The organism is Streptomyces bikiniensis (genome assembly GCF_000716625.1).
GTDB lineage: Bacteria > Actinomycetota > Actinomycetes > Streptomycetales > Streptomycetaceae > Streptomyces > Streptomyces bikiniensis.
Genome location: NZ_JNXJ01000004.1, coordinates 1 through 20,826, shown reverse-complemented (window position 1 = coordinate 20,826; position 20,826 = coordinate 1). Strand labels below are relative to the sequence as shown.

General features: G+C 75.1%; 20 protein-coding genes. 5 read left to right on the top strand and 15 right to left on the bottom strand.

Going from position 1 to position 20,826, the window contains the following annotated elements; translation table 11 throughout:
- Positions 1-26 precede the first annotated feature (26 nt).
- The 7 genes from OO47_RS03445 to OO47_RS03415 form a co-directional block, all read right to left on the bottom strand.
- Positions 27-863, bottom strand: a complete 837-nt coding sequence (locus OO47_RS03445) for an ABC transporter permease (protein ID WP_030212079.1) — start codon at positions 861-863, stop codon at positions 27-29.
- Positions 856-1,848, bottom strand: a complete 993-nt coding sequence (locus OO47_RS03440; RefSeq protein WP_030212074.1) for an ABC transporter permease — start codon at positions 1,846-1,848, stop codon at positions 856-858. Before OO47_RS03440 ends, OO47_RS03445 begins: the two co-directional genes overlap by 8 nt.
- Positions 1,845-3,461: an ABC transporter substrate-binding protein gene (locus OO47_RS03435; protein ID WP_030212072.1), complete on the bottom strand. Its 1,617-nt coding sequence runs from the start codon at positions 3,459-3,461 to the stop codon at positions 1,845-1,847. Before OO47_RS03435 ends, OO47_RS03440 begins: the two co-directional genes overlap by 4 nt.
- A 111-nt stretch (positions 3,462-3,572) precedes the next feature.
- Positions 3,573-4,658, bottom strand: coding sequence for an acyl-CoA dehydrogenase family protein (locus OO47_RS03430; protein ID WP_030212069.1), 1,086 nt, complete (start codon positions 4,656-4,658; stop codon positions 3,573-3,575).
- Positions 4,655-5,857 carry an acyl-CoA dehydrogenase family protein gene (locus OO47_RS03425; RefSeq protein ID WP_030212067.1) on the bottom strand — a complete coding sequence of 401 codons (1,203 nt, stop codon included), beginning with the start codon at positions 5,855-5,857 and terminating at the stop codon, positions 4,655-4,657. The genes OO47_RS03430 and OO47_RS03425 overlap by 4 nt, the downstream gene beginning before the upstream one ends.
- The gene (locus OO47_RS03420; protein WP_030212064.1) at positions 5,854-6,822 is read right to left on the bottom strand and encodes an NADPH:quinone oxidoreductase family protein; all 969 of its coding nucleotides are present in this window, start codon (positions 6,820-6,822) and stop codon (positions 5,854-5,856) included. The genes OO47_RS03425 and OO47_RS03420 overlap by 4 nt, the downstream gene beginning before the upstream one ends.
- Before the next feature lie 178 nt (positions 6,823-7,000).
- Positions 7,001-7,603, bottom strand: coding sequence for a helix-turn-helix domain-containing protein (locus OO47_RS03415; RefSeq protein WP_030212061.1), 603 nt, complete (start codon positions 7,601-7,603; stop codon positions 7,001-7,003).
- 67 nt (positions 7,604-7,670) lie between these two features.
- Between OO47_RS03415 and OO47_RS03410 the strand changes: the two genes are divergently transcribed.
- A complete protein-coding gene (locus OO47_RS03410; RefSeq protein ID WP_030212057.1) occupies positions 7,671-8,624 on the top strand; it encodes an NAD(P)/FAD-dependent oxidoreductase in 954 nt (317 codons plus the stop codon).
- 10 nt (positions 8,625-8,634) lie between these two features.
- Here the strand turns inward: OO47_RS03410 and OO47_RS03405 are convergent, their stop codons facing one another.
- From OO47_RS03405 to sigJ, 7 genes are all read right to left on the bottom strand, one after another.
- Positions 8,635-9,387: a PIG-L deacetylase family protein gene (locus OO47_RS03405; protein WP_030212056.1), complete on the bottom strand. Its 753-nt coding sequence runs from the start codon at positions 9,385-9,387 to the stop codon at positions 8,635-8,637.
- Positions 9,384-10,316 (bottom strand): SIS domain-containing protein, encoded by a 933-nt coding sequence (locus tag OO47_RS03400; protein WP_030212053.1) that lies wholly within the window; start codon positions 10,314-10,316, stop codon positions 9,384-9,386. The genes OO47_RS03405 and OO47_RS03400 overlap by 4 nt, the downstream gene beginning before the upstream one ends.
- Positions 10,317-10,547: 231 nt before the next feature.
- Complete coding sequence (locus OO47_RS03395; RefSeq protein WP_030212050.1) at positions 10,548-11,636, bottom strand: glycoside hydrolase family 5 protein; 1,089 nt, start codon at positions 11,634-11,636, stop codon at positions 10,548-10,550.
- 182 nt (positions 11,637-11,818) lie between these two features.
- Positions 11,819-12,160 carry a hypothetical protein gene (locus tag OO47_RS37580; RefSeq protein ID WP_030212048.1) on the bottom strand — a complete coding sequence of 114 codons (342 nt, stop codon included), beginning with the start codon at positions 12,158-12,160 and terminating at the stop codon, positions 11,819-11,821.
- A 147-nt stretch (positions 12,161-12,307) separates the two neighbouring features.
- Positions 12,308-13,138 (bottom strand): ammonia-dependent NAD(+) synthetase, encoded by an 831-nt coding sequence (nadE, locus tag OO47_RS03385; RefSeq protein WP_030212046.1) that lies wholly within the window; start codon positions 13,136-13,138, stop codon positions 12,308-12,310.
- A gap of 260 nt (positions 13,139-13,398) precedes the next feature.
- Positions 13,399-15,540 (bottom strand): ATP-binding protein, encoded by a 2,142-nt coding sequence (locus OO47_RS03380; RefSeq protein WP_033207955.1) that lies wholly within the window; start codon positions 15,538-15,540, stop codon positions 13,399-13,401.
- 318 nt (positions 15,541-15,858) lie between these two features.
- Entirely contained in the window at positions 15,859-16,821 is a 963-nt protein-coding gene (gene sigJ, locus OO47_RS03375) for an RNA polymerase sigma factor SigJ (RefSeq protein WP_030212042.1), read from the bottom strand.
- 160 nt (positions 16,822-16,981) lie between these two features.
- Here sigJ and OO47_RS03370 point away from each other — a divergent pair, with 160 nt between their 5' ends.
- From OO47_RS03370 to OO47_RS03355, 4 genes are all read left to right on the top strand, one after another.
- Entirely contained in the window at positions 16,982-17,350 is a 369-nt protein-coding gene (locus OO47_RS03370; RefSeq protein ID WP_030212039.1) for a hypothetical protein, read from the top strand.
- A gap of 671 nt (positions 17,351-18,021) precedes the next feature.
- Complete coding sequence (locus OO47_RS03365; protein ID WP_030212035.1) at positions 18,022-18,480, top strand: Crp/Fnr family transcriptional regulator; 459 nt, start codon at positions 18,022-18,024, stop codon at positions 18,478-18,480.
- 120 nt (positions 18,481-18,600) lie between these two features.
- Complete coding sequence (locus OO47_RS03360) at positions 18,601-19,974, top strand: carboxyl transferase domain-containing protein (protein WP_030212032.1); 1,374 nt, start codon at positions 18,601-18,603, stop codon at positions 19,972-19,974.
- An 84-nt stretch (positions 19,975-20,058) separates the two neighbouring features.
- The gene (locus OO47_RS03355) at positions 20,059-20,214 is read left to right on the top strand and encodes a hypothetical protein (protein WP_030212029.1); all 156 of its coding nucleotides are present in this window, start codon (positions 20,059-20,061) and stop codon (positions 20,212-20,214) included.
- A gap of 85 nt (positions 20,215-20,299) precedes the next feature.
- On the opposite strand, the gene OO47_RS03350 is transcribed toward OO47_RS03355, so the two are convergent.
- A complete protein-coding gene (locus OO47_RS03350) occupies positions 20,300-20,500 on the bottom strand; it encodes a hypothetical protein (protein WP_030212026.1) in 201 nt (66 codons plus the stop codon).
- Positions 20,501-20,826 lie beyond the last annotated feature (326 nt).

Genomic DNA, 20,826 nt, shown 5'->3' with positions numbered 1-20,826 from the left:
CGGGGCTTTCGAGGCGCGGGGCGCGTTCACAGCATCAGCTCCGATCGGCGGCGCGGGTTGAGCCGGTCGCGCCACACGCCCGCGAGCCCGGCGATGGCGAGGGTCGGCACGATGAGGAGGAGGCCGGGGAAGAGGGTGGGCCACCAGTACCCGGCGAGGAGCGAGGAGCGCGCGTTCTGCACCAGGTTGCCCAGGCTGGCCTGGTGGCTGGGGAGGCCGAGGCCGAGGAAGGAGAGCGCGGACTCGTGCCACATGGCGTGCGGGACCATCAGGACGGCGGCGAGCCCGGCCTGCGGCAGGACGGCGGGCAGCAGGTGCCGGACGGCGACGCGCCACCGTCCCGAGCCGCCGGAGACGGCGGCGTCCACGAAGGGCCGGGTGCGCAGCGAGAGGACCTCGGAGCGCACGATCCGGGCGGTGGAGAGCCAGTGGGTGACGGCGACGGAGACGATGACGGGCCAGACGCCGGGCCGGAAGAGGGCGACGACGAAGATGCCGAGGAGCAGGTGCGGCACGGAGGAGAAGGCGTCCACGAGCCGCATGAGGGTGCGGTCGGCCCAGCCGCCGAGCGCGCCGGCGGCGGCTCCGACGGCGGTGCCGATGACGGTGGCGACGAGCGCGGCGACGAGTCCGACGAGGAGCGAGACCCGCAGGCCGTAGACGCAGCGCAGCAGGAGGTCGCGGCCGAGGTCGTCGGTGCCGAAGGGGTGGTCCCAGGACGGCGGCAGGAGCTTGCGGGAGAGGTCGACGGCCTGCTCGTCCAGCTGGACGAGCGGCGGGACGAGCAGCACGGCGAGGAGGACGGCCGCGACGGTGACGGCGGAGGTCCAGAAGCGGATCCGGTGGGTGCGCGGGTCAGCCATCGAAGCCCACCCTCGGGTCGGCCAGGCCGTACAGGAGGTCGGAGAGGAGGTTGCCGAGGAGCACGGCGGCGGTGGCGAGGACGGTGAGCGCGGCCAGCAGCGGGAAGTCCACGGAGGTGGCGGCCGTGACGGTGGCGGCGGCGATGCCGGGCCAGCTGAAGACGGTCTCCACGAGGAGGGCGCCGGTGATCAGCTCGGGGACGCGGGAGCCGACGAGGGTGAGCATGGGGAGCATTCCGGAGCGGAGGGCGTGGCCGGTGAGGACGGTCCGCTCGCTCAGGCCGCGGGCGCGGGCGCCGCGCACGGGGTCCTCGTCGAGGGCGTCGCCGACGCCCTGGCGGACGTACAGGAAGAACCACGGCAGCTGGGAGATCCCGAGGACGAGCGCGGGCAGCACGAGGTGGCGGGCGACCTGGTCGAAGGTGACGGTGTCGCTCGCGGTGTCGGTGAGGCCGCCGGCGGGCAGGGCGCCCAGCTTCAGGGCGAAGAACCAGATGGCGAGGAGGCCGAGCCAGAAGGCGGGGGCGGCTTCCAGGGTGTACGCGACGGAGCTGACGGCCCGGTCCAGGAGGCCGCCGCGGCGGCGTCCGGCGAGGACGCCGAGGAGGGTGCCGAGCGCGATGGCCACGGCGAAGGCGGTGGCGGCGAGCAGGACGGACCAGCCGAGGCGTTCGGTGATGACCTCGGCGACGGGCCGGCGCATGACGGCGGAGTCGCCGAGGTCACCGGTGAGGGCGGCGGTGAGCCAGTCCCACCAGCGGGTGAGGAGGGGCCGGTCGACGCCGAGGTTGGCGCGGAGCTGGTCGAGGTTCTCCTGCGAGGCGGTGAGGCCGGCGGTGCCGGCGTAGGCCTTGACCGGGTCGAAGGGGGAGGCCTCGGCGACGGCGAAGACCGCGAGGGTGACGGCGAGGAGGACGGGGACGGCGGCCAGGGCGCGCCGTCCCGTCATCCGTGCCATGGCCCCCCAGGGGAGGCGGCGCTTCACTTCTGCGCCGCTCCGGCGCCCTTGGGCTTCCAGCTCTCGACGTTCCACCAGGGGCCGGCGGCGAGGCCGTGGTCGTGCGGCTCGGTCTGGGTGGACAGGCCGTCCCAGGAGTCGTTGACGACGTAGAGGTGGTCGATGTGGGTGAGGAAGGTGTAGCCGGGGTTCTTCACCAGCTCGCGCTGGACGGTGTCGTACGCGGCGTGCCGCTCGGCGGGGTCGTTGGTGCGGCGCCCGTCCTCCAGGGCCTGGTCGACGGTCTTGTTGTCGTACCAGGCCATGTTGTTGAAGCCGTCGCCGCCGAGGGAGGACTTCAGGAGGAGGTACTGGTCGAAGTCGGGGTCGCCGGGCGAGCCGCCGCCGGCGAGGACGGCGTCGGTCTTCATCCGGGGCTCGATGACCTCCCAGGTGCCGGCCTGGGTCTTGATGTCGATGCCGGCCTTCTTGGCGTCGGAGGCGTAGGCGAGGGCGTGGTCCTGGCGGAGCTTGTCGCCGGAGAGGTACCAGAGCGGGAAGGAGGCGCGGACGCCGTCCTTGACGCGGACGCCGTCGGGGCCGGGCTTCCAGCCGGCCTCGTCGAGGATCTTCTGCGCCCCGGCGAGGTCGTGGCGGCGCTCGGTGCCCTTGGTGAACCAGGGGCTGTCGGTGGGGACGGGCCCGTAGGCGGGCTTTCCGGCCCCTTCGAGGATCTTGTCGACCATGGCCTCGCGGTCGACGGCGAGGTCGAGGGCGCGGCGGACGGCGGTGTCGCCGGTCACCTCGTTGTGGGTGGGGAGGGTGACCGTGCGGTAGTCGTAGGTCTTCGCCGCCCAGGTCTTCCTGCCCTTGTCGGTCTTGAAGCCGGCGGCGAGGTTGGGCGGCAGGATGGCGCCGTCGAGGTCGCCGGCGCGCAGCCGGGTGGCGCGGACGTCGTCGTCCTTGATGATCGCCATGGTGAACTTCTTCACCTGGGGCGCGCCGTTCCAGTAGGTGGGGTTGGCCTTGAAGCTGAGCTTCTCGCCCTTGGACCAGCCGGTGAGGACGTACGGGCCGGTGCCGATCGGCCTGGTGGTGAAGGCGCCGGTGTTGACGTCCTGCTTCGCGGCGACGTGCTCGGGGGCGATGGCGTGGACGGTGCGCTCGGCGAAGGGCGCGTAGGGGTACTTGAGCCGGAAGACGACGGTGTCGTCGCCGACCGCCTCGACGCTCTTGAGGGCGTCGAGCTCGGTGCGGGAGGGGTTGTTCGTCTTCGGGTCGAGGATCGTGCGGTACGTGAAGACGACGTCCTTCGCGGTGAAGGGGGCCCCGTCGCTGAAGGTGACGCCCTTGCGGAGGGCGTAGGTGTAGGTGAGGCCGCCGTCGCTGACGCGGGGCAGCTCGCGGGCGAGGGCCGGCTTCAGCTTCATGTCGGCGTCGAAGGCGAGGAGGCCGTCGAATATCTTCGAGTTGCCGTCCTTGCCGTAGCCGAGGAGGGGGCTGAGGCTCTCGGGCTCGTAGGCGATGCCGACGACCGCGGAATCCTTGGGCCCGCCGGTGCCGCCGGTGGCGGAGCCGGGGTTCGAGCAGGCTGCGGCGGTGAGGGCGAGGGAGCCCGCCAGGGCCGTGGCCGCCGCGTTGCGGATGGATCGGGCGGTCATCGTGTCCGTACCCCTTTTGAAGATCAAACGTTCTTGCCAACAGCTCGCAATTAAACAGTATGTATAAGGGGTACGGACAGACGGCCCCTTACCGGGCGCGGGGAGGTCCGCTCACCGGGGTGCCGGGAGGTCCGCCAGGGCGGCGACCGTGTCCTGGTGGCGGCCCGCCGGGCCGAACGCGAGCTGGTCGGCCTTGGCCCGCTTGAGGGCCAGGTGCGCGGGGTGCTCCCAGGTCATGCCGATCCCGCCGTGCAGCTGGACGCACTCCTCGGCGGCGCGGACCGCGACCCGGGAGCAGTACGCCTGGGCGACGGCCACGGTGAGCGGGGCGTCCGGAGCGCCCTGGGCGAGGGCGTCGGCGGCGGCGCGGGCGGCCGCCCTGGCCCCGACGACGTCCAGCCAGACCTGGGCCATGCGGTGCTTCAGTGCCTGGAAGGAGCCGACGGGCCGGTTGAACTGGTGGCGCTCGCGGGTGTACCGGACGGTGTCCTCCAGACAGCGTTCGGCGAGGCCCAGCTGCTCGGAGGCGAGCAGTCCGGCGCCCGCGAGGAGGCCGCGCCGGACGGCCGCGCGGGCCGCCTCCGGACCGGCGAGCCGGGTGCCGGTGCCGGGTTCCGTGGTGACCCGGGCGAGCGGGCGGGTGAGGTCGAGCGGGGTCTGCGGCTCGATCGCCGCCTCCTCCGCCGGTACGGCGTACAGGCCGTCGGCGCGCGGGGCGAGGAGGACGTCGGCGGCGGGGGCGTCGGCGACGGCGGGCACGGCCGGGCCGTGCGGCGGGTCCGCGTCCGGGGCGGTCGACAGGGGTACGGCGAGGACCGCGACCGTGCCGCCGTCCGCGACGGCGGCGAGCAGTCCGGCCGCCGGGGCGCTCTCCGCCGCGAGGGCGAGCAGGGTCTCGGTGGCCGCCACGGCGCTCGTGAGGTACGGAACCGGGGTGACCGCGCGGCCCAGCTCCTCCAGGACGACGGCGGCCTCGCGGTGGCTCGCGCCCTGGCCGCCGAGCTTCTCGGGGACGAGGAGCCCGGCGGCCCCGATGTCGGTCGCGAGGGACTTCCAGAGGCCGGGGACGTACGGGGCGTCCGTCTCGATCCGGTCGAGGAGGACCGTGTGGCCGGCCCGGTCCGCGAGGAGGGCGCGGACGGCCGCCCGCAGGTCGTCCTCGGTCTCGGAGTAGAGGAGGTCGAGGCGGTCGGTCATCGCGCGAGGTCCTTCCAGGGGACGTCCTTGTCGTTGCGGGGCTCGGAGGGCAGGCCGAGGACCCGTTCGGCGACGATGTTGAGAAGCACCTCGCTGGTGCCGCCCTCGATCGAGTTGCCCTTGGAGCGCAGGTAGCGGTAGCCGGCGTCGCGGCCGGTGAAGTCGACCAGTTCGGGGCGGGTCATGGCCCACTCCCCGTACAGCAGGCCCTCGTCGCCGAGGAGTTCGACCTCCAGGCCGCTGATGGCCTGGTTGAGCCGGGCGAAGCCGAGCTTCATGGCGCTGCCCTCGGGGCCGGGCTGGCCCGCGACGAGCTGCTGGCGGAGGCGTTCGCCGGTGAGCCGGGCGACCTCGGCGTCCACCCAGAGGTCGAGGAGGCGCCGGTGCAGCTCGTGGGTGCGCAGCTCGGGGCGCTCGCGCCAGGTGGCGGCGAGCTTCCCGATCATGCCGCCCTCGCGGGGGACGCGGGCTCCGCCGATGGAGACCCGCTCGTTCATCAGGGTGGTCTGGGCGACCCGCCAGCCGTCGCCGGCCTCGCCGAGGCGGTGGGCGTCGGGGATGCGGACGCCGGTGAGGAAGACCTCGTTGAACTCGGCCTCGCCGGTGATCTGGCGCAGGGGCCTGACCTCCACGCCGGGGTCGGTCATGTCGCAGACGAAGTAGGTGATGCCCCGGTGCTTGGGGGCGTCCGGATCGGTGCGGGCGATGAGGATGGCCCAGCGGGCGAGGTGGGCGCTGGAGGTCCACACCTTCTGCCCGTCGACCACCCAGTGGTCGCCGTCCCGGACGGCCCGGGTGCCGAGGGCGGCGAGGTCGGAGCCGGCGCCGGGCTCGCTGAAGAGCTGGCACCACACCTCCTCGCCGGCCCACAGCGGCTTGAGGAAGCGGCGCTTGACCTCGTCGGAGCCGTACGCGAGGAGGGTGGGGGCGGCCATGCCGAGGCCGATGCCGATCCGGCGCGGGTCGTTGTCGGGGGCGCCGGCGGCGGCGAGTTCGGCGTCGACGACCGCCTGGAGGGCACGGGGCGCGTCGAGTCCGCCGAGGCCGGCGGGGTAGTGGACCCAGGCGAGTCCGGCGTCGAAGCGGGCGCGCAGGAAGTCGGTGCGGTCGGTGGTGGCGGGCGGGTGCGCGTCGAGGAACGCCCGGGTGAGCGCCCGGAGTTCGTCGGCGCCGGGCGCGGTCGGGTGCGGGCCGGTCACGCGTGGACCCCTTCCGGGAGGACGACCAGGCGGCCGGTGGTGGTGCCGTCGGCGACGCGCCGGACGGCGTCGGCCGCGCCCGCGAAGGGGACGCGCTCCGCGACGAGCGGCTTGATCAGGCCCTTGGCGGCGTAGGCGGTGAGGGTCTCGTGGCAGCGGCCGATCGAGGCGGGGTCCTTCACCGCGTACAGGCCCCAGTGGAGGCCGAGGACCGAGTAGTTCTTGACCAGGGCGTGGTTGAGGGCGGGGGCGGGGACGGTGCCGCTCGCGAAGCCGACGACCACGATCCGGCCCTCGAAGGCGACGCACTTCGCGGACTGCTGGTAGGCCTCGCCGCCGACCGGGTCGTAGATCACGTCGGCGCCCCGGCCGCCGGTCGCGGCCTTGACGGCGGCGACGACGTCCTCGGAGCGCCGGTCGATGACCAGGTCGCAGTCGAGGGCGCGGGCGACAGCGGCCTTCTCGGGCCCGCCGACGACGCCGATGACGGTGGCGCCGGCGGCCTTGCCGAGCTGGACGGCCGCGCTGCCGACGCCGCCGGCCGCCGCGTGGACGAGGAGGGTCTCGCCCTCCTTGAGGGCGGCGCGGCGGTGCAGGCCGAACCAGCCGGTCTGGTAGCCGATGTGGAGCGCGGCGGCCTCGGCGTCGTCGAGCGCCTCGGGGGCCGGGAGCAGCCCGGCGGCGTCGGCGAGGGCGTAGTCGGCGAAGCCGCCGTGCGGGAGGGCGGCGGTGGCGACGACCCGGCGGCCGTCCTCGGTCTCGGCGCAGACCTCGACGCCGGGGGTGAAGGGCAGCGGGGGGCGCACCTGGTAGTGGCCGCGGCAGAGCAGCGCGTCGGGGAAGTTGACGTTGGCGGCGCGGACCTTCAGGAGGACCTGCCCCTCGCCGGGGACGGGCGGCTCCACCTCCTCGCGGCGCATCACCGCGTCCGGTTCGCCGTTCTCGTACACACGCCATGCCTGCATCCGGGATGCCTCCTCCGTACCGCGTGGTCGGTTGCATACTAAGCGGTCGCTTGCCCGGAGGGAACGGGTCGGCCGGACTTCCCCGGAAACGGATCGGCAGGACTTCCCCGGAAACGGATCGGCCGGACTCCTCCCCCGGAAACGGATCGGCGGGTCCGGTGGGGCACGGGGCCGCGGGTCAGTGGGGCACGGGTCGGCGGGACTTCTCCGGCCGGGCCCTGACGTGCATGCGCTCCCCCTGCGGGCCGAACAGGCTCAGGAACTCCACCGGTCCCTCGGCCGTCGCCCCGAACCAGTGCGGAACGCGCGTGTCGAACTCGGCCGCCTCCCCCGCCGTCAGGACGACCTCGCGCCCGCCGAGGAAGAGCCGGAGCTTCCCCGAGAGCACGTACAGCCACTCGTACCCCTCGTGCACCCGGGGCTCGGGGCAGTCGTACGGCTTCTCCTGGATCACCTTGTACGCCTGGAGGCCGCCGGGCTGGCGGGTCAGCGGGTACATCGTGCGCCCGTGCCGCACGATCGGCCTGGCCTTGACCCGGGGGTCGCCCACCGGCGGCGCGCCGACCAGCTCGTCCAGCGGGACCTGGTGGGCGCGGGCGAGCGGCAGGAGCAGTTCGAGGCTGGGCCTGCGCTGCCCGGATTCGAGGCGGGAGAGGGTGCTCACGGAGATGCCGGTGGCGGCGGAGAGCTCGGCCAGGGTCACCCCGCGGTCGCGGCGGACCCGGCGCAGACGGGGGCCGACCTCGTTCAGGACGGCGTCGATGCGGTCGTCTTCGGTCATGGGTCCAGTGTTGCAGGAACGGCAACTTTACTTGCGGCCACCGCAGGTCCGGAACAGCCTCGTCCCCATGAACGCACACACGGAGCAGTACGAGGTGGTGGTCGTCGGCGGCGGCGCGGCGGGGCTCAGCGCGGCCCTGGTCCTGGGCCGGTCGCGGCGGCGGACCCTGGTGGTCGACGCGGGCGAGCCCCGCAACGCCCCCACCGCCCACATGCAGGGCGTCCTCTCCCGGGACGGCATGAGCCCCGCCGCGTACCTGGCGGCGGGCCGGGAGGAGATCGCGGCGTACGGGGTGGAGTGGCGGGCCGGCCGGGTGACGGGCGCGGAGCCGGACGGGCGGGACGGCTTCGCCGTGTCGCTCGCGGACGGCACGAGGGTCGGCGCGCGGCGGCTCGTGGTGACGACCGGGCTCGTGGACGAGCTGCCGGAGGTCGAAGGGGTGGCCGAGCGGTGGGGGCGGGACGTGCTGCACTGCCCGTACTGCCACGGCTGGGAGGTGCGCGACCGGCCGTTCGGGGTGATCGCCCATCCGGCGATGCCGGCGCACCAGGCGCTGATGGTCTCCCACTGGTCCTCGGACGTGACGCTCTTCCTGCACACCGCCGCCGGGCTCTCCGAGCGGGAGGCGGCGCTGCTCGACGCGGCGGGGGTGGAGGTCGTGGCCGGCGAGGTCGCCGGGCTCGCGGTGGAGGACGACCGGCTGACCGGGGTCCGGCTCGCCGACGGGCGGTTCGTGCCGCGCGAGGCGGTCTTCGTCGGGGCGACGCGCCTCGCGGCCCGGGACGGGGTGCTGCGGCAGCTGGGCGCGCGGATGGAGGAGACGCCGTTCGGGGAGTTCGTCGCGGTGGACGGGACGGGCCGGACGAGCGTGCCCGGGGTGTGGGCGGCGGGGAACGTGACCGGCCCGCAGGAGCAGGTGGTCAACGCGGTGGGCCTGGGCTACCGGGCGGGCGTCACGATCAACACCGAGCTGCTGTTCGGAGACCTGGAGGCGAAGGCGGACGGCGGGGCCTCCTCCTGATGCCGCCCGGTCAGCGCGGGAACAGCTCGAAGGTGACGGCCGGGCGGCCGCCGAAGCGGTCGGCCGCCCCGCCCGTCGTCCCCGCGAGGAAGGACCGGACGTACTCCTCCGGGTCCTGGTCCGTCAGGGCCTCGATGTAGGTGCGGTGGCAGAGGAGCGAGCGGACCGCGCGCTCCAGGCCGGGGCCCGCGTCCACGGCGTGGGTGGGGGTGCTGGAGGCGGCGACGGCGACCCAGCGGACGCCGTCCCACGGCGCGAGCCCCCGCTCCTCCAACTCGGGGAAGATCCAGCGGTTCCCGGCGTCGGCCGCCGCGTCCAGGACGGCGCGGCCGACGGCCCGGTGGTCGGGGGTGTTCCAGGGGGCGCCGGGGCCGCCGCCCCAGGTGTCGCGGTGGTTGAGGGTGACGACGAGTTCGGGGCGGTGGCGGCGGATCGCGGCCGCGATGTCGCGGCGCAGCGCGGTGCCGTACTCGACCACGCCGTCCCGGTGGTCGAGGAACTCGACGGCGTCCACGCCGACGACGGCGGCGCTGTCGCGTTGTTCGCGCTCGCGCAGCGGGCCGCAGGCGTCCGGGGCGAGGGTGTCGATGCCGGCCTCGCCGCGGGTGACGAGGACGTAGACGACCTCCTTCCCGGCGTCGGTCCAGCCGGCGACGGCGGCCGCGCAGCCGTACTCCAGGTCGTCCGGGTGGGCGACGACGGCGAGGGCGCGCCGCCAGTCGTCCGGCATCTCGGCGAGGTCGGGGACGTCGTTTCCGATCATGACCGCAGGATACGGGCCGCCTCCGGGCCGGTGGGCCGGAACGCACCGGCGAGGATCACCGACCGCGAGACGTGCCGGGGCCGGTCGGGGTTGAGGCCGCGCCGGTCGGCGAGGGCGACCGCGAGCCGCTGGGCGCGGACGAGGGCGGCGACCGGGTCGATGGCGTCGGCGGCGAACAGGGCGCCGGTGGACTCCACTTCGTCGCGCAGGCCCGAGGGCGCGGGGCCGAGGCACCAGACGAGGCTGGAGCGGTCGCTGATGCTGATCGGACCGTGGCGGTACTCCATCGCCGCGTACGACTCCGTCCAGGCGCGGGCCGTCTCGCGCAGTTTGAGGGCGGCGTCGTCGGCGAGCCCGACCGTCCAGCCGGTGCCGAGGAAGGTGAACTGTCCGCGCCGCTCCCAGGCGGCGGGCAGCCGCTCGTAGAGGACGAGTTCGGCGTCCGCGATCGCCGGCCCGAGGTCCACGCCGAGTCCGGCGCGCAGGAGTTGGAGGGCGGTGGTGGCGAACCGGGTTTGGACGACGGAGCGTTCGTCGGCGAAGCCGAGGTCGAGGACCCGGTCGGCGAGCCGCCCGGCCGGGCTGTCGGGCGCGCCGGTGAGGACGAGCGCGGGGACGCGGCCGGCGGCGCGGGCGAGCAGGTCCACGACCTCCGTGGTGGTGCCGGAGCGGGTGAGGGCCACGATCCGGTCGTAGCCGCGCCCGAGCGGGGTCGCGTCGGAGGCGGGGAAGGCGTCGGTCTCGCCCGCGCCGAGGGACTCGCGCAGGGCGGCGTAGGCGCGGGCCATGAAGTACGAGGTGCCGCAGCCGACGACCGCGACGCGCTCGCCCGGGGCCGGCAGCAGCCCGGCGCACCGCTCGGCCTCCTCGGCGGCCCGGCGCCAGCAGTCGGGCTGTCCGGCGATCTCGGCGCCGACGTGGGTGCTCATGGTCCGGGTCCTCTCCTCGCGGGGGCCCTCGGGGCCCTGCCGCGAGTTCTACCGGCGCCCACCGGGAGGACGCCATGTGCGCGGGAGCCCCACCCCTTGGACTTTTGCGCGCCGCCGGGGACTGCGCCGAGGACACGGCGGAGATCGGCCACCCGTGGACGTGGACGCCCCCGCCGGGGCGGCGGGCCGCGCGGCGGGGGCGTGTCGGTCGAGTGGGGCCGGGTGGGTCGGTCAGGAGGTGGGGAAGTCGTCCGCCGTCCTGACGCGGTCCCGGATCCAGACGCCGGCGGGCTTGAGGGATCCGGTGCCGGTCCAGGGGCCGCCCCTGCCGCAGGTTCCGGTCTTGAAGACCGCGCCGCTGCGCTCGTCGTCGGAGAAGTTCCAGTTGACCCAGCTGATCTTCTTGGAGGCCATGAGGTCCAGGTACTTCTGCGTCATCGTGAAGTCGTCGGTCCCCTCGCCCGCGTAGTTCTGGGTGCCGAACTCGGTGACGAAGACGGGCAGTCTGTCGGCGGCGCGGGAGAGGGTCTTCAGGTACTCGTCCCGGTGCGAGTACGCGTAGAAGTGGAAGGTGTACATGATGTTGGACGCGTTCACCGGCTGGGCGACGACCTCGGACTCGTTCGCGCCCTCCGAGACGCCGAACGAGGACCACGCGCGCGTGCCGACGAGGACCGGGGTCTCGGGGTCCTTGGCGCGGACGACCGGGATGAGCTGCTCGGCGTAGCTCTTGATCCTGGACCAGGACACGCCGCTGGGCTCGTTGGCGATCTCGTACAGCAGGTTGGTCTTGCTCCCGTGGCGCTCGGCGATCTCGGTGAAGAAGGTCTTGGCGCGGGAGAGGTTGTGGTGGGGGTCGCCCGGGTCGAGCATGTGCCAGTCGACGATCACGTACATGCCGCGCGCGGTGGCCTGCTCGATGAGCGCGTGGGCGAGGTCGGTGTACTTGCGCGGGTCGGTCTCGTAGCCGCCCTCCTGGACGTACGTGGAGACGCGCAGGACGTCGGCCTTCCAGTCCTTGGCGAGGGCGTCGAGCGAACCGCCCGTCAGACACCGGCTGTACCACTGGGTGCCGTGCGAGGACATGCCCCGGAGCTGGATCGGCTTGCCGTACCGGTTGCAGAGCTTGGTGCCGCAGACCTTGAGCTGTCCGTTGATCGCGGCCGGGGTGGTGGCCGCCGTTCCGGCCGGCGCGACGGGCGCGGGGGCGGCGTTCACGGTCGGCGGGGCGGCGGCGAGGCCGAGGAGCAGGGCGCCGAGGGCGGCGCCGGCGACGCCGAGGCGGCGCGCGCGGGGCCGTACGGTTCGTGCGGAAGTCATGGGGTCTCCACGGAACGGCGAACGGGGGCTGGACGCCGGAGGGTTGACGCCTCCGGAACCCGGGACTGGAAGGAAACCTTCCTAACAGATGGATAGCAGGGCTGCGGACCACCCCGCAAGGGTCGTGAAGACAGAGGCTGTTCAGCGGGCTGGAAACCGTCTGGCCGGAATCCGTCGCGTCGTCATTTCGCCAGAAGGCCTCTGCCCGCGAGGTAGTTGCGCGCCGCGTCCTCCGGAGGCGGCGCCAGCCGTCCACCTGCTCGTCGAGGTGCGCCAGGTCGGCGGTGGAGGCGGTGTTCAGCGGACCGCGCCGGGTCCAGGGGGGTGAGCAGCCGCTGGGCGCCGAGGAGGAGCGGGTCGGCGGCGAGGAGGAGCCGGAACGGCCCGTGACCGAGGCCGCGCGCGGCCTGCCGGGTCCCCTCGGGGACGGCCCGGAGCCGGGCGAGAATCTCCCTCCGGCTGGAGAGGTGGGCGCCGCAGATCCACTCGTCGGGGGCGAGGCAGTCGTCGGGCGGCGCGGTCACGCTCCGCTTCGAGGCGGTACGGATCCCCCGCGCACCCCGGCCGGGCCCGTTCGGGCCACGGGGGGGCGAACGGACCGGGAGGGTGCGAGGAGCCGGAAGGCGGAAGGCGGCGGCCCGGTGGTCGCCGCCCTCCGCCCGTACACCCGCTCAGGGAGCGATCGGCAGCTGCCGCTTGTGTTCGGTGAGCTCGTAGCGGCGGACGATCGCGTCGAAGGCCTCCTGGGAGACCGGCTTGCCCTCCAGGAAGTCGTCGATCTCGTCGTACGTGACGCCGAGCGCCTCCTCGTCGGGCTTGCCCGGGTCGAGGGTTTCCAGGTCGGCCGTGGGGACCTTCCGCACCAGGCCGTCCGGGGCGCCCAGCTCGGCGGCGACCGCACGGACGCGCCGCTTGGTCAGGCCGGTCAGCGGGACGACGTCGGCGGCGCCGTCGCCGAACTTGGTGAAGAAGCCGGAGACGGCCTCGGCCGCCTGGTCGGTGCCGACGACGAGGCCGTTGTGGGCGCCGGCGACCGCGTACTGGGCGATCATCCGCTGGCGGGCCTTGATGTTGCCCTGCACGAAGTCCTGGTGGTGGGCGTCGCGGAAGGTCACGTCACCGGCGAGGCAGGCCTCCAGGGCCGCGTCGCTCGCCGCCTTCACGTCCACGGTGAGGACCTTGTCGGGGCGGATGAAGTCGAGGGCGGCCTGCGCGTCCTTCTCGTCGGCCTGGACGCCGTAGGGCAGGCGCATCGCGTAGAAGACGGCGTCGTGGCCGGCGGCGCGGGCGCGCTCCACGGCGAGCTGGCAGAGCCGGCCGGCGGTGGTGGAGTCGATGCCTCCGCTGATGCCGAGCACGAGCGCGCGCAGCCCGGTGGAGGTGAGGCGCTCGGTGAGGAAGGCCACCCGGCGCTCGACCTCCGCCGCCGGGTCGAAGGTGCCGGACACCTGGAGGTCCCGGGCGATCTGCTGCTGGAGGGCGGTGGACGCCGGGTCGGTCACGTGAGGTCTCCTCGTCGGGGGTCGTTCGCTCGTACGACGCGCGGGGCTCGTACTCGCTTGGTACGGGTGTTGTTGCGGGAACCGACTCTACGCACCGGGGCGCCGTGCCGCCGCCCCGCACCGCCCCGGTGCGTTTCGGCAGGTGGGCGGCGTGTGCGGGCGTGACGGCGGTGCCGACGGCGGCCGGTGGCGTGTGCCGGCCCCGTGTCGCGGATGTCCCGGTCCGCCGGGTTCAAACGCGCCGGACGCCGCCGGACGCGTCAGTCGTGCTGCCCTGGGCCGCGCAGGGCGCGGTCGAGGCCGTCCTGCGGGAGGCCGGTGAGGGCCCGGACGAAGATCTCCTCGTAGGCGGGCCCGCCGATCGAGGCTCGGACCGTGTCCGTGTACTTCTCGTGCAGGGCCCGCAGGCCGGGCAGGCCGCGCCGGGGCTGGCCGGTGGAGCGCCAGTACGCCTCCCCGGTGCCGGAGACGTCCGCGGCGCGCTCGCCCTCGCCGGCCGCCGCGAGGGCGGTGGCCAGGACGTCGAGGCCGAGGGCGACGCCGAGGCTCGCGCCGAGGCGACGGGTGCCTTCGAGCATGGCGCGGGCGTGGCCGGAGGCGGCGACCGGGTCGCCCTCCAGGAGGCCGGTGAGGGCGAGCTGGTACTCCAGTGCGGTGCGGGTCCAGTGCTCGTCGAGCTCCTCGCACAGGGCGCGCAGCCGGAGCGCCTTCTCCCGGGCCTCCGCGAGCCGGCCGAGGCCGGTGAGGGCGAAGACCCGCACCAGGTGGCAGCGGAGCCGGGCGGCGGAGTCGGCGGGCCCGCCGCGGGCGGCGTCGAGGACGTGGCCCACGACGACGTGGGCGGCCGTCGGCCGGCCGGTGGTGAGGGCGAGGAGGCCGGCGAGGGCGGCGGCGTCGAGGGTGAGGTCGCCGGGCCGGTCGCGCCCGGCCCCGGCACCGGGCCCGGTCGCGCTACCGGCTCCGGTTTCCGCTCCGGCCCCGGTTTCCGCTCCGGCTCCGGCCGGTTCGGCGTACTCCGCGTGCCGGGCCTCGCGGGCGCACCGCTCGCTGATGTCCTGGGCGGGCCCGAACTCGCCCTGGAGGACGAGGGTGACGCCGAGGGCCCACAGGGCGCGGGCCCGGACGCGGCCGCGGGCCTCGCTGAGGAGCAGGGCCTGTTCGAGGCCGTCGCGGGCCTCGCGGAGGCGGCCGCGGCAGGACCAGGCGAAGGCGACGGAGCCGACGAGGTCGAGGGCCGCGTCGGGGTCGGTCCGCAGGAGCCGGTCCAGGGCGGTGCGCAGATCGGTGTGGTGGGCGTCGACGGTGCGGTACCAGCGGAGCTGGCGGGCGCCGTGCCACTCGGTCTCGGCCCGGCGGGCCAGGCCCCGGAAGTGGGCGGCGTGCCGGTCGGCGACGGCCGCGGCCTCGCCGGTGCGGTCCAGCCAGGTCGCCCCGTACTCGCGGATCGTGTCGAGCATCCGGTGGCGCCCGGCGGCGTCGGGCGGGCGGATCACGGAGGCGCGGACGAGTCCGTCGAGCGCCTCCGGCAGGGTCGCGCGGTCCAGCGGGCCGCCGGCGCACACGGCGGTCGCGGAGACGAGGTCGAAGGGGCCGCGGAAGACGGAGAGCCGGGCCCAGAGGAGGCGTTCGAGCGGGGTGCTCAGCTCGTGGCTCCAGCCGATGGCGGCGCGCAGGGTCTGGTGGCGGCTGGGCCAGACGCGCTCGGTGTGGGCGAGCAGGTCGAAGCGGGCGCCGGGCGCGGCGTCGAGGCGGGAGCCGAGCTGGTCGCGCACGGCCTCGGCGCCCTGGAGGCGGATCTGGGCGGCGGCGAGTTCGAGGGCCAGCGGGATGCCCTCCAGGCGTACGCAGATCTCCCCGGCGGGTCCGGCGGCGGGGAAGTCCTCCCCGGCGGCGCGGCGGAGCAGGGCCAGGGCGTCCGGTCCGGCGGGCGGCAGCGGGTCGAGGGCGATCGTCTCCTCGCCCGCGACGCCGAGGGGGCGGCGGCTGGTGGCGAGGACGGTGAGTCCGGGGGCGGCGGCGAGGAGTTCGGCGACGAGCCGGGCGCAGGGCTCGGCCAGGTGCTCGCAGGAGTCCAGGACGAGCAGCAGCCGGTCGTCGGCGAGCCGGCGGCAGAGCCCGGTGGCGGCTGTGCCGGGGGTGTGGTCGGCGAGGTCCACGGAGTCGGCGACGAGCGCGACGAGCAGCCGCTCGCCGTCGAGCTGGCCGAGGTCGGTCCACCAGGCGCCGTCCGGGTACCGCTCGGCGGCCCGGTGCGCGGCGCGCAGCGCGAGCCGGGTCTTCCCGACTCCCCCGACGCCGGTCACGGTGACGAGGCGGTGCTCCGCCAACGCGGCGGAGACGCGCTCCAGTTCCGTGCGGCGTCCCACGAAACCGGGGTTCTCGTCCGGCAGATGTCCACGCACGGAAGCAGTGTCCCTCATATGTCCCTCGAACGGGTGGGCGCGGCGGCTTCGTTACGCGGCCACGACCACGGGCGGCTACGACCAGGGGCGCCTACCCGCCCTCCTCGACCGTGACGACGACCGAGTGCCACCCCTGGGCCCCGTCGGGCATCGTCCCGGTGCGCCGTTCGGGCTGGGTGGCGCCGGTGCCGCCGGTGGCGCGGACGGTGAGGGTGTGGCGGCCGGGGGTCGCCTCCCATTCGACACGGACCGCCTCCCGGATGGGTGCTTTCGGGGTGTTCTCGGGGTCCCTTCACCCACGGGAGGGACCCCGCCCCGTCAGCCGTGACGGGGCGGGCCCTGAGGGGCGTCGGGGAACTCCCCCACCCAGGGCCACAGCTTCTCCGGGTTGCGGACCGCCCAGATCCGGACGACGCGCCCCCCGGCGACGTCGAACGAGGCCACGGTCGCGACGACGCCCTCGCGCAGGGCCACCAGGCCGGGTGCGCCGTTGACCGACCGCTCCAGGAGTTCGAGCCCGGGGGCCCTGTCCGCGATGGCGACCATGTACTGGGCGATGCGCGCGCCGCCCTCGACCGGGCGCAGCACGGTGCCCACCATGCCGCCACCGTCGGCGGTCATCACGGCGCCCGGGTCGAGGAGGCCCACGAGGGCCGGGACGTCCCTACTCTCCCACGCCTCCTTGACGCGCCGGACCACGTCGGGCCGGCCGGTCGCCGGCACCGGGCCGGACGCGGTGTCCACCCGCCGCCGGGCGGAGGAGGCCAGCTGCTTGCAGGCGGCGGGGGTCCGGCCGAGGACGCCGGCGATCTCGGCGAACGGGTACCGGAAGACGTCGTGCAGGACGAACGCCACCCGCTCGGCGGGCGTCATCGACTCCAGGACGACGAGGAAGGCCATGGAGACCGACTCGTCCAGGACGATCCGGTCGGCGGGGTCCGCGGGACCGGCGGAGGCGCCCGCGCGGTCCCACTCGGCGCGGTCGGGCAGCGGCTCGGGGAGCCAGGCGCCGACGTAGCGTTCGCGGCGGGCCCGTGCCGAGCCGAGCAGGTCCAGGCAGATGCGGCCGGTCACCGTCGTCAGCCAGGCCCCCGGCGACAGGATCTCCTCCCGCCGGCTCCTCGGCAGCCCGTACCAGCGCGCGTAGGCGTCCTGCACGGCGTCCTCGGCCTCGGTCACCGAACCGAGCAGCCGGTAGGCGACGTTGATCAGCCGGCCCCGTTCACCGGCCGTGTCGTCCCCGCCGTCCGTGCCGACCGTGCCCGTCCCGGCGGTCCCCATGCTCCGGCCGTCCCCCTCGTCGTACCTTCGCGGGCCCTCGCCTTACCTTTCGCAGGCCTGCTCCGTCGAACAGGTGAGACCTTATCGATCCACTGCCCGAGGGCGGGAAGCCCGGGGCGGAAACCCGGAAACCCGGAAAACCGGAAAAGGGGACTGTGACATGGCCACCCAGGCGACGGCACGCACGGAGCGCGGCTTCTCCTTCCTGAGGACCGCGATCGCCCTGCAGACCCTGACGCTCTTCCTCCAGGCGGTCTCCGCCGGGCTGCTGCTGACCTCGTCCTCCGGGGGGACGCTGCACGACGTCGGGGCCCGGGTGATGTACGGGGCGTCGATGCTGTACGTGCTCGCCGCGGTGCTGGCGTGGAAGCCGGGCGGCGGCTCGCTCCGGCCCGTGTGGCACGCGTCGGGCTTCCTCGCCCTCGCCTCGGTCCAGGTCGTGGTCGGCATCGCCCACGTCCCGGCGGTCCACGTCCCGCTGGGCGTCCTGATGTTCGGCCTGAGCGCGCTGGCGCTGGCCCGGCGCTAAGGGGCGTCCCTCGGTGACCCCGGCGGCGGCCGTGAGGGACCTGCCGGTCCTGAGCGGATTCATGAGGATCACCCCAGGGGGTCTTTCGGCCGGGCCCCGGCCCGGCGCTTGCTCAGTGGTGGAGGATCTCGGAGAGGGGGTCCTCGGCGCGCTCGCTGCGCGGGGCGGTCGGAGAACTCCTCCGGAGGCGTCGCCTCGGCGATGCTCCCGCCGGCCCCGGGGCCGCCGGTTCGCGCCCCCCCGGCCGACAGGGGCCGTCCGTCGACGACGGTCTCGCCCCGGTGGACCGTCGAGGGCGACGGAGCGCAGGACGTGCGGGGTGCCGAAGTGCTTGTCGGCCCCGCGCGGCACCACGGCGGCACCACGGGTGCGTCGCCGCCGTCCGGGACGGGCACGGCACCCTCCTGGGTCACGCCCCCGCTTCGGGTCGCCGCGCCCGCCGCTCCGGGGCATGCCCCCGCTCGCCTGCCCCCTCCTCGGGTTCATGCTCCGCCCTCCGCGGGAGCCGCGCACGCCGGGCCCGCGCACGCCGGACCCGTGCGCGCCGGGCGGGGGCGTACGGAGGGTGAGGGGGCGGTCCCGGAGGCGTGACCGGCGGTCCGAGCCTGCGCGCGCGGCGGCTCCTTGGCCGACACTGGGGGTGGGAGTCGAGTGTGCGAGGAGGGACCGCCATGAGCAGTGCCACGCCCAAGGTCAGCACGTTGCCCCCGGAGCACCGGGAGCGCCTGATGGCCTTCGCCGAGGACGTGTACTTCGAGTCCGGCCACCGCCTCTTCGAGGAGCAGCAGCACGCCGATCGCTTCTGGATCGTGAAGACCGGCGCGGTGACGCTCGACGCGCGGGTGCCGGGGCGCGGGTCGCCCGTGATCGAGACCCTGCACCACGGCGAGCTGGTCGGTCTCTCCTGGATGTTCCCGCCGTACCTGTGCCAGTCGGGGGCCGAGGCGATGACGCCGGTGCGGGCGTACGAGTTCAACGCCCCGGCCGTCCGGTCGATGTGCCGCTCCGACCCGGAGTTCGGCGCCTCGGTCCTGTTCTGGCTGGGCTCGGTCCTGGCGCACCGCCTCCAGGTGACCCGGGTGCGGCTCCTGGACCTGTACGCCCCGCACGGGAGCGGGATCATGGCCTGAGGGCCGGGCCAGGCGGGGCCGCCCCGGGGCGGCGGCGGACCGGGCGGTACGGTGGGGACGCACCGCTGCTCCACCCGTACGCGTTCCCCGTACGCACCGGCGACCGGCTGCGAGGCCCGCATGAGCGACCCGACGACGGCACGCGGGGCGATCGCCCTGGTGGCCGACGAGTTCACCGAACTCCCCTTCGACGAGGGTCCTTTGGCCGACGACGGGCCGATCGGCTGGCCCGGCTACTCCGCCGCGCACGCGCGTGCCGCCGCCCGGACCGGCGAGAGCGAGTCGGTGGTCTGCGGAACGGGCTCGGTGGGAGGGGTGGAGGCGGTCCTCATCTCGTTCGAGTTCCGGTTCCTCGGCGGTTCCCTCGGGGAGCGGACGGGGGCGCGGGCCGTCGCGGCCCACGCCCTGGCCCGGGAGCGGCGGCTGCCCGTGGTGGTCCTGCCGGCCACCGGCGGCAGCCGGATGCACGAGGGGATGCGGGCCCTGCTCCAGCTCCAGGTCCTGGCCCGCGAGTCGGAGCTGACCCGGGCCGCCGGGCTGCCGCAGATCGCGGTCCTGCGGGACCCGACGACCGGGGGCGGCTGGGCCACGCTCGGCGCGGGCTCCGACGTCGTCCTGGCCCTGCCCGGCGCGCAGGTCGCCTTCGCCGGGTCGCGGGTGCGCCCGCCGGACGCGGACCCGGCCGCGTACACCGCCGAGGCGCAGCTCGCGCACGGCCACGTCGACGCGCTCGTGCCGCCGGACGCGCTGCGCGCCGTCCTCGGGCGCTGGCTGTCCCTGCTCACCCGTCCGGCCGAGGGCCCGGTCGCGCCGCCGTACGCGCTCGGGGACCCCGGCGCGGCGCCCGCCGCGAGCGGCCGGGAGGCGGTGGCACGGGCCCGGCGCCCGGACCGGCCCCGGGCCGGCGCGTACCTCGACGCCCACTTCACCCTCCGCGAGGAGATCTCCGGCGACCGCTGCGGCGGCGTCGACCCGGGGACGCGGTGCGGCTTCGGGCGGCTTCCGGACGGGCGGACCGTCGCCTACGCCGCGCAGTGCGGCACCGCGACCCGTCCGGCGGGCTTCCGGACCGCCGCCCGGCTGGTGCGCCTCGCCGGGCGCCTCGGCATCCCGGTGCTCACCCTGGTCGACACCCCGGGGGCCGCCAACGACGCGGAGGCGGAGCGTTCGGGCGCGGGCAGCGCGATCGCGGACCTGTTCGCCGCCGTCGCCGGCGCGCGCACCCCGGTGACCTCGCTGCTCGTCGGGGAGGGCGGCTCGGGCGGGGCGCTCGCGCTCGCCGCGCCGGGGAACACCTGGACCACCCCGGACGCGTACTTCTCCGTCATCGCGCCCGAGGCCGCCGCCGCCATCCTCAAGCGCCCGCCCGAGGAGGCCGGGGCGACGGCCGACCAGCTGCGGCTGCGGCCCCGGGACCTGGTCGACCTCGGGATCGCCCGTGGCGTCGTGGGGCCCCGGCCGGTGTCCCCGGAGGACGTCCGCGACGGCGCATGAGCGCGGAGGAAGCGGGCAGGGGCGGTGTAGCGGGTCTCCGTGCGGACCGCGCCGGACGACACCGTGTACGACGGAGGTGACGTCATGGTTCCCCTGCTCCTGGTCCTCCTGGTGATCCTGGTCCTGTTCGGCGCGGGTTTCGCGATCGACGTGCTCTGGTACATCGCCATCGCCCTGCTGGTGCTGTGGGTGCTCGGCTTCTTCATGCGGAGCGGCAGCGGCCGCTGGTACCGCTGGTGAACGGAGGTTCCGAAGGGCCTCGTGCCGTGTCCCGGACGATCATCGTCCGGGACACGGCACGAGGCCCTTCGGTCCGCCGGACCCGTCACTCCCCCAGGGCCTTCTTCGGCTCCGCCTTGTCCATCGAGGAGCGGCCGTGGACGTTGCGCCGCCTGGCCTCGGCGTAGAGCCGGTCGTACCTCGGTCCCTGCGCGCCGCTGTGCGAGCGCTTGCCGCCCCGGTCCAGGTCGCTGTCCTTGACGTGCTCGTACCGGCGCTCCCGCTCGGGGCTCGATCCGCGCGGCATCGTTCGCTCCTCCCGGTCGGAGACGCCCTCCGTCTCCCGCCCTGACGACCTCCCCGGGAAATCGTGCCAAACCCACAGATACGGGGCATCCTGATTCAAGATGCTTGACCGGCGGGCCCGCGCCGTCGCCCTCTGTACGGGGTCGGGGCGGGTCCCGAGCACCGTCGAAGGAGCCTCATGTCCACCCCCCGCGTCCGATCCGCCATCCCCGGCCACGGCCCGGAGGCCGTCGGGAATCCGGGGGCTTCGATGCGCCGGGCCGCTCTGGACGGACTGCCCGAGCTCACCCGCCCCACCACCGTCTCCACCGACGACGCCCAACCCCT

Excerpts from the sequence above, each read along its gene's own strand:
- OO47_RS03445 (WP_030212079.1), bottom strand. The coding sequence starts at position 863 with ATGGCTGACCCGCGCACCCACCGGATCCGCTTCTGGACCTCCGCCGTC.
- OO47_RS03435 (WP_030212072.1), bottom strand. The coding sequence starts at position 3,461 with ATGACCGCCCGATCCATCCGCAACGCGGCGGCCACGGCCCTGGCGGGC.
- OO47_RS03430 (WP_030212069.1), bottom strand. The coding sequence starts at position 4,658 with ATGACCGACCGCCTCGACCTCCTCTACTCCGAGACCGAGGACGACCTG.
- OO47_RS03420 (WP_030212064.1), bottom strand. The coding sequence starts at position 6,822 with ATGCAGGCATGGCGTGTGTACGAGAACGGCGAACCGGACGCGGTGATG.
- OO47_RS03415 (WP_030212061.1), bottom strand. The coding sequence starts at position 7,603 with ATGACCGAAGACGACCGCATCGACGCCGTCCTGAACGAGGTCGGCCCC.
- OO47_RS03410 (WP_030212057.1), top strand. The coding sequence starts at position 7,671 with ATGAACGCACACACGGAGCAGTACGAGGTGGTGGTCGTCGGCGGCGGC.
- OO47_RS03405 (WP_030212056.1), bottom strand. The coding sequence starts at position 9,387 with ATGATCGGAAACGACGTCCCCGACCTCGCCGAGATGCCGGACGACTGG.
- OO47_RS03400 (WP_030212053.1), bottom strand. The coding sequence starts at position 10,316 with ATGAGCACCCACGTCGGCGCCGAGATCGCCGGACAGCCCGACTGCTGG.
- OO47_RS03395 (WP_030212050.1), bottom strand. The coding sequence starts at position 11,636 with ATGACTTCCGCACGAACCGTACGGCCCCGCGCGCGCCGCCTCGGCGTC.
- sigJ (WP_030212042.1), bottom strand. The coding sequence starts at position 16,821 with ATGGGGACCGCCGGGACGGGCACGGTCGGCACGGACGGCGGGGACGAC.
- OO47_RS03370 (WP_030212039.1), top strand. The coding sequence starts at position 16,982 with ATGGCCACCCAGGCGACGGCACGCACGGAGCGCGGCTTCTCCTTCCTG.
- OO47_RS03365 (WP_030212035.1), top strand. The coding sequence starts at position 18,022 with ATGAGCAGTGCCACGCCCAAGGTCAGCACGTTGCCCCCGGAGCACCGG.
- OO47_RS03360 (WP_030212032.1), top strand. The coding sequence starts at position 18,601 with ATGAGCGACCCGACGACGGCACGCGGGGCGATCGCCCTGGTGGCCGAC.
- OO47_RS03355 (WP_030212029.1), top strand. The coding sequence starts at position 20,059 with ATGGTTCCCCTGCTCCTGGTCCTCCTGGTGATCCTGGTCCTGTTCGGC.
- OO47_RS03350 (WP_030212026.1), bottom strand. The coding sequence starts at position 20,500 with ATGCCGCGCGGATCGAGCCCCGAGCGGGAGCGCCGGTACGAGCACGTC.